Consider the following 6,000-nt stretch of genomic DNA (forward strand, 5'->3'; position numbering starts at 1 on the left):
TTCCCCTGGCCGGGTTGCCTCCGGCTTGTTCGGAGGAAAATCTGCCCTCCAACACCGTGTGACATAAACCACCATAAGATGTGATCACAAATCACACAAGAGGTTACGGGCGATTTTTTCTGCCCAAGCCATACCGACCAGCAGCCGCAAAGGTAGAACCGGCAGGGCTATATTTGATCTGTGGTCATATCCAAGCGCGTTGCACCCACCCTTCTCACCGACCAGGTCTATGACATGATCCACGCGGCCATCCTGAACGGCGACCTGCCGGCGGGCTCGCGGCTGCGCGTCCGGGATCTTGCTGATCAGGTGGGTACCAGCGTCATGCCGGTACGGGAAGCAATCCGCCGTCTCGAGGAAGCGGGCCTGGCCGAACGCGAGCCGCACAAGGGCGCGGTGGTCAAGAACTTGAGCCTCGAAGAACTGATCCACGTTTATGACGTCCGCCGCCTGCTGGAGACCGAGGCGGCACGACTGGGCAGTGAGCGCGTGACTGCCGAGGAGTGCGACAGGATGCAGACCGAGTACGACCTGATGCGCGAAGCAATCAGTGACGGCCGGGTGGTCCCCCTTTTGGACCACGACGAGGCAATGCTCGCCATCCTTTACCAGGCGGCCGGGAACCCCGTCCTCATGCAGATGATCCGCACCCTCTGGCAGCAATGCCGGGCCTACAAAATCGTGGGTGCCAAAGGCTCCCTTGACACCGGCAACGACGACTCCCTGTGGCGCTACCAGCAGGACCTCATTACAGCCGCGCGGAACGGCGACCCGTCCGCTGCCGCAGCGGTGAACCACGCCTCCCTCCTTGACGCCAGCGAGCGGATCAAGGCACGGCTCGCCGACCAGGCCGCGGTATAGGGCCAAGGTCACCGCAGCTTTGGGCCCGGAACGCGGAAAGCACCCCCGGCCGCCCCATCGTGGGGCAGCCAGGGGTGCTTTCTATCGGCCGGAGCCTGCTACTCCCCCACGCCGGCCGGGCTGGGCTGCTGCTGCCGTTCCGGGTCCGCTGACGGCATTGCTTCATGGCCGCCGTGCGGGTGGTGGTGTCCGGGGTGGTGCTCCTCGTATTCAATCTCCAGCTCATCAGCGGACGTGAGCCCGGCCGGCAGGTCCACGGTGTGCCGGGGGCCGGTGTAGGTGTGCTTGACCCGCAGCTGCCAGGCCACCCAGAGCACCAGCAGGGTACCGCCAACCACCAAGGGCGTGTAGTTGAAGTACTTCCACTCAAAGTCCGGGTTCCACGGTGCGCCGAGCGGAGAGGTCGGCAGGAGTGCAATCACCGTGGTCACCGCAATCTCCGCCACCGCGATGGTTCCGAGCCATTTGTAGTTGCGGCCCAGGTGCCAGGAGCCGCGCTGGAAGGCCGATCCCTTGCGGAGTCGCTGGAAGATCGGAATTGCAAAGGCCAGGTACAGGCCCACTACACCGATTGAAACGACCGCATTGAAGGCCACCGGGACCGGCGCACCGTTGATGTCAACCTCCACGAGGGCCGGGAGCGCCAAGACGATCGCCAGGCCGGCCACCAGGGCAACGCTGTACAGCGGCACGCCGCTCTTGTTCAGGCGGGTCCAGAGGCGGGCGCCGGGGACTGCGCCGTCGCGGCTGAACGCAAACAGCATGCGGGTGGTGGAGGTCATGCACGCCATGGCACAGAAGCACTGTCCCACGGTGGAGATCACCAGCACGGTGCTGACCCACGGGCCGCTGAGCGCCTGGTTCAGCACGGTGACCACGCTGCCGCCGCTGGCGGTGACCGCATCGGCGTCCTGGACGGCGAAGAGGATGCCCAGCAGCAGGATCCAGCCGCCGATGGCCGAGTAGAGGATGGCCTGCCAGATGCCGTTGGCTGCCGAGTTTGAGGCGCCCTTGGTCTCCTCGGACATGTGACAGGAGGCGTCGTAGCCTGTGACGGTGAACTGGGGAAGGACGACGGCGAGGGGCAGCACCAGGAAGATGAACCCCATGCCGGAGGTCTCGCCGTCGAACCAGCCAGTGTTGTTGATCCGCTGGGTGAAGACGTCGGCAATGCTGGCGTGCCGTTCCGGCAGGAAGATGATGATCGCAATGATCGCAACCGTGCCGATGACGTGCCACCAGACGGAGATGTTGTTGAAGATCGCCAGCAGGTGGCTGGAGAAGATGGAGAGCAGGGTGACCACCAGCAGCACCCCGATGAAGATCAGGAACACACGGGTCAGTGAGTAGTCTGCGGCCCACGCCTCGCTGAAGGAGGACAACGTCAGGTCGATGAAGGTGGCGCAGCCATAGGAGACGGCGGCCACGATGGCCAGGAGGCCCAGGAAGTCCAACCAGCCGGTGAAGTAGCTGGACCGGAGGCTGCCGAGCTTGGCCGCCCAGTAGTACATCCCGCCGGAGGTGGGCATGGCCGAGACAAGCTCGCCCATACAGAGTCCGACCACGAGGATCAGCGCACAGACGATGGGCCAGCCCCAGCTGATGGCGGCAGGTCCGCCGTTGTTCCAGCCGATGAAGAAGCTGATGAAGGGACCGCTGAGGATGGAAATAACAGAGAAGGAGATAGCGAAGTTGGAAAAGCCTGACCAGGAGCGCTTCAGCTCGGGCTTGTAGCCCAGGTTGGCGAGAATCTCGTCGTCGGAGCGCTGGGACTGCGTGACTGACATGGTGGGGATCCTTGGGTTTGTGCCTGTTTTTGAAAAGAAGTGGGGCAGCTACATGGACGTGAGTCCGCCGTCGATGGGAAGCAACTGGCCGGTGATGTACCGGGCACCGTCGGAGGCGAGGAACACCACCGCGGGGGCGATGTCCTCAGCCGTGCCTTGGCGCCCCAGCGGCACCTGCCGGTCGACGAGCTGGCCGAGTTCGGCGTCGTCCAAGTGGCCGAGCACGGGATCATTGAAGCCTGTTTCGATCCATCCCGGGCAGACGCCGTTGACGCGGATACCGTGCTGCGCATATTCCACGGCAAGCTGGCGGGTGAGGTTCACGAGCGCGCCCTTCGAGGAGTTGTAGGCCACGAGGTCCGGCTCACCGATCAGTCCGGATACTGAGGCGGTGATGATGACGGCACCGGACTTTTGCCGGATCATCTGCGGCAGCACCGCCCGGGCGGTGAGGAAGGTGCCGCGGACGTTGACCCGGAACGTGGTGTCCCATTCATCCAGGGTCTGCGTCAGGGCCGTTCCGGCCATGAGTACGCCGGCGTTGGCGTGCAGAACATCCAGTCGGCCGTAGGTGCGGACAGTGTGATCGACGACGGCGAGCATCGCCTTTTCATCGGTCACGTCGGCCACTGCCGCTACTGCCTCGTGGCCGGCGCTCTTGATCATCTGCTCGGTCTCATTGGCGCGGGCAAAATCGAGGTCGGAAGCAACCACCAGGGCACCGGCTTCGGCCAGCGCCATGGCGCTGGCACGGCCGATGCCGTGGCCGGCACCAGTCACCAGTGCGATTTGGCCGGCCAGGGACATTGAGTTCATGTTGACTCCATCAAGCAATTGGGATTCAGGACGCTCCTTAGTGACGTGCATCACCGTGGACGTATGTCCACTGTAGGAAGGGAAGCCATGAGAAGCAATAGACTTTAGTTTTAAATGTTTAATATGACAGTCGCGTTTCGGAGCGGTTTCCGGCATGAACCGTCAGCGCAATGCCAGACTGGTGCCATGCTCGAAATACCTCTGGCGGGAAGACCGGCACCGGCCGAGGAGTCGCTGGGCGATGTCGCCTACCGGGTCATCGCCGACCGGCTGATCACCCTGGAAATCAGGCCCAACCAGTCCATCAACGAGACCCAACTTTCCGCGGAGATGCAGATGGGGCGGACGCCCATCCGCGAGGCACTGCGGCACCTTGAGGGTGACGGCCTGGTGGTCTCCTACCCGCGCAAGGGAACGTACGCCGCCGCGGTGGACTATGCGGACCTCGACGAGATTGGCCTGATCAGGCAGGCGCTGGAGCCGATGGCGGCAGGCCTGGCGGCACGAACCGTGCGGGGCGAGGCAGCGCAAACATTCCACAAGTACCTGGGCATCATTGGCTCGCTGGACCCGGGGGCAGTGGACCAGAGCGACCTCATGCGCCTGGACCTGGCGATCCACCAGCTGATCTACCGGACGGCCGGCAATCGGCGACTGGAGGAAACACTCGTCCGCCACGCCAACCTGTGGACGCGGATCCTTGGGCTTTCCCTGGAGCGGCACCCCCTGATCCTTGAACAGCTCAACGACTTGGGCATGGTCGTGTCCGCCATCCTGGACAAGGATGAGGAACGCGCCAGCGACGCCATGGCGGGGCATCTGGCGCGCCTGAGCCGCTTCATCCGCAGCATGTAACACGGCGGGAACGATTGACCTGTGACCCAGTCCACAATAAGGTCTTGATATATCAAGCGTCGACGCTTGATTCAGCAAGTTGTTCCATGTCATCCGCCCCAGGTCCTGGACAGTGCCATACGTCCAGATCCTTTAGCGTGCGGGCGGCCAATGGCGGCTGCCTCGCGCAGGCTTCCCTAACCAAGAGAAGGATTCGATGAACATACACGTCGCTATAGATGAGGCGCGGTTCTCGCGCTTCCACAAGAAGCTCGTTGCCGCCTGCATGGGAGGGCCGATCCTTGACGGCTACATCCTGAGCATCATTGCCATCGCTCTGGTAGGCATCACCGCAGAGTTCAAGACCACCGAACTCGAAACCAGCCTGATCGGCGCAGCCGCGCTGATCGGCATCTTCTTCGGCGCCGTCCTGCTCGGTCCCCTCACGGACCGGATCGGTCGCCAGCTCATGTACACCATTGACCTGTGGGTCCTGGTGATCTCCTCCGTACTGCAGTTCTTTGTCCAGGACTCCTGGCAGCTGATCATCAGCCGCCTGATCGCAGGCCTGGCGATCGGCGCCGACTACCCCATCGCCAACTCCCTGCTGGCCGAGTGGCTTCCCCGCAAGCGCCGCGGCCAGATGCTGGGCGTCCTCCAGGTCGGCTGGTTCATCGGCGCCGCCCTGGCGTCGCTGATCGGCTTTGCCGTGTTCGAGGTCTTTGGGGCCGGGTCATGGCGCTGGATGCTGCTGACCTCGGCAGTCCTGGGCGCCATCGTCATGCTCATCCGGCTGGGCACCCCGGAGTCCCCGCGCTGGCTGCTGCACCACGGCCGCAAGGCGGACGCCAAGTCCGCGCTGCGCGCCGCCCTCTCGGACCAGCTGAACGTTGACCACGTCGTCTTCGAGACCCCTGAGGCAGCCGCCAGGGAGACGAAAAAGGTGGACCTGCGCATCCTGCTGCAGCAGCCCTACCTCAAGCGCATCGTCTTCTGCAGCTCCTTTTACGCCCTGCAGGTGGGCCCGCTGTTCGCCATCTTCACGTTTGGCCCCACCATCCTGGGCTCCTTTGGGATGGGCGAAGGCAACCTCGCCAACCTCGGCTCTGTCATTATCGACCTGGTGTTCCTTGCCGGCTGCATCCCCGCCCTGAAACTCGTGGAGACCTGGGGACGCCGGCCGCTGATCATCTGGTGCTTCGCCCTCATGGCCATCCCGCTGTTCATCCTGGGCCTGTTCCCCAGCGCACCGGTGGCCATCATCGTGGGCTGCTTCGTCGCCTACGCCCTCTTCTCCGGCGGCCCCAGCATCCTTGAATGGGCCTACCCCAGCGAAATCTTCCCCACGCACGTGCGGGCCAGCGCCGTCGGCATCACCACCGCCGTCAGCCGCATCGGCGCCGCGCTGGGCACCTTCGCGCTGCCCTTCGGCCTGTCCTACTGGGGCGTCGGCCCCACCATGCTGGTGGCGGCCATCATGACCGCGGCAGGCTTCATGGTCTGTGTCTTCATGGCTGAGGAGACAAAGGGGATGACCCTGGCCCAGGCCGGCGGGGAGCCGGCCTCCGGCGCCGCGGACGAGGAGCTGCCCGCCCTGCAGGTGAAGTAGGGCCCCCGAAACCCGCCGGGGGCGGGGGGGGGGGGGCGGGGGCGGCCCCCGCCCCCCCCCCCCGAGCAGCCCCCCACACCAGGGGTTATTTAA

At 64.4% G+C, this 6,000-nt stretch carries 5 protein-coding genes; 3 read left to right on the forward strand and 2 right to left on the reverse strand.

Features of this window, described 5'->3' with window-relative positions:
* Window positions 1-180: 180 nt before the first annotated feature.
* Window positions 181-861, forward strand: coding sequence for a GntR family transcriptional regulator (locus ACFVTD_RS09185; RefSeq protein ID WP_387561274.1), 681 nt, complete (start codon window positions 181-183; stop codon window positions 859-861).
* A gap of 98 nt (window positions 862-959) precedes the next feature.
* Here ACFVTD_RS09185 and ACFVTD_RS09190 read toward each other — a convergent pair whose 3' ends face one another.
* Complete coding sequence (locus tag ACFVTD_RS09190) at window positions 960-2,648, reverse strand: amino acid permease (RefSeq protein ID WP_387561277.1); 1,689 nt, start codon at window positions 2,646-2,648, stop codon at window positions 960-962.
* Window positions 2,649-2,696: 48 nt separating this feature from the next.
* Window positions 2,697-3,464, reverse strand: a complete 768-nt coding sequence (locus ACFVTD_RS09195) for an SDR family NAD(P)-dependent oxidoreductase (protein ID WP_387561280.1) — start codon at window positions 3,462-3,464, stop codon at window positions 2,697-2,699.
* Window positions 3,465-3,650: 186 nt separating this feature from the next.
* Here ACFVTD_RS09195 and ACFVTD_RS09200 point away from each other — a divergent pair, with 186 nt between their 5' ends.
* The gene (locus ACFVTD_RS09200; RefSeq protein WP_387561283.1) at window positions 3,651-4,319 is read left to right on the forward strand and encodes a GntR family transcriptional regulator; all 669 of its coding nucleotides are present in this window, start codon (window positions 3,651-3,653) and stop codon (window positions 4,317-4,319) included.
* Between the two features lie 196 nt (window positions 4,320-4,515).
* Window positions 4,516-5,907 (forward strand): MFS transporter, encoded by a 1,392-nt coding sequence (locus ACFVTD_RS09205; RefSeq protein WP_387561286.1) that lies wholly within the window; start codon window positions 4,516-4,518, stop codon window positions 5,905-5,907.
* Window positions 5,908-6,000 lie beyond the last annotated feature (93 nt).

Origin of the sequence: Pseudarthrobacter sp. NPDC058119, from assembly GCF_042884655.1 — a bacterium.
Taxonomy (GTDB): domain Bacteria; phylum Actinomycetota; class Actinomycetes; order Actinomycetales; family Micrococcaceae; genus Arthrobacter.

Excerpts from the sequence above, each read along its gene's own strand:
- ACFVTD_RS09190 (WP_387561277.1), bottom strand. The coding sequence starts at position 2,648 with ATGTCAGTCACGCAGTCCCAGCGCTCCGACGACGAGATTCTCGCCAAC.
- ACFVTD_RS09195 (WP_387561280.1), bottom strand. The coding sequence starts at position 3,464 with ATGAACTCAATGTCCCTGGCCGGCCAAATCGCACTGGTGACTGGTGCC.
- ACFVTD_RS09200 (WP_387561283.1), top strand. The coding sequence starts at position 3,651 with ATGCTCGAAATACCTCTGGCGGGAAGACCGGCACCGGCCGAGGAGTCG.
- ACFVTD_RS09205 (WP_387561286.1), top strand. The coding sequence starts at position 4,516 with ATGAACATACACGTCGCTATAGATGAGGCGCGGTTCTCGCGCTTCCAC.